The organism is Cognatundibacterium luofuense, assembly GCF_018139685.1.
In the GTDB taxonomy this organism is placed as follows: Bacteria; Pseudomonadota; Gammaproteobacteria; order Burkholderiales; family Burkholderiaceae_D; genus Undibacterium; species Undibacterium luofuense.
Genome location: NZ_JAGSPN010000385.1, coordinates 1 through 336 on the forward strand (window position 1 = coordinate 1; position 336 = coordinate 336).

The 336-nt window shown below is 38.7% G+C and carries 1 protein-coding gene; it reads right to left on the minus strand.

Translation table 11 applies throughout. The features are described from left to right. On the minus strand, positions 1–336 hold a 336-nt coding region (locus KDM89_RS20885), incomplete at both ends, for a hypothetical protein (protein ID WP_212689751.1).

The following is a 336-nucleotide window of genomic DNA, read 5'->3' on the forward strand; positions in this document are numbered from 1 at the left end:
GCTGTGCTTCATGTTTATTTTGCGATTTATAAATTGCTACGGGCATGAATTTTTTTGTGGCTAAGCCTTGAATTACTCGGCCGTGTCGAAACATCACCAATCCTGGATTATTGATGTAGCTACCAATTTCCCATAGGCATATGAAACCATAAATATTAATGCCTTGAAAGTTGATAGAAATGTCGACCTTCCATTCCTTCGGAGCGCCTATAGCATACACTTTTCCTTTTACCTTCTTAAAGATAGGCTGCCTCATTACGTCATATGTTTTTTCAAACTTGAGCGGGAACTTTTCACCATCATAGTAAGCATTCAAAACCAGACGAGATGAGTTTC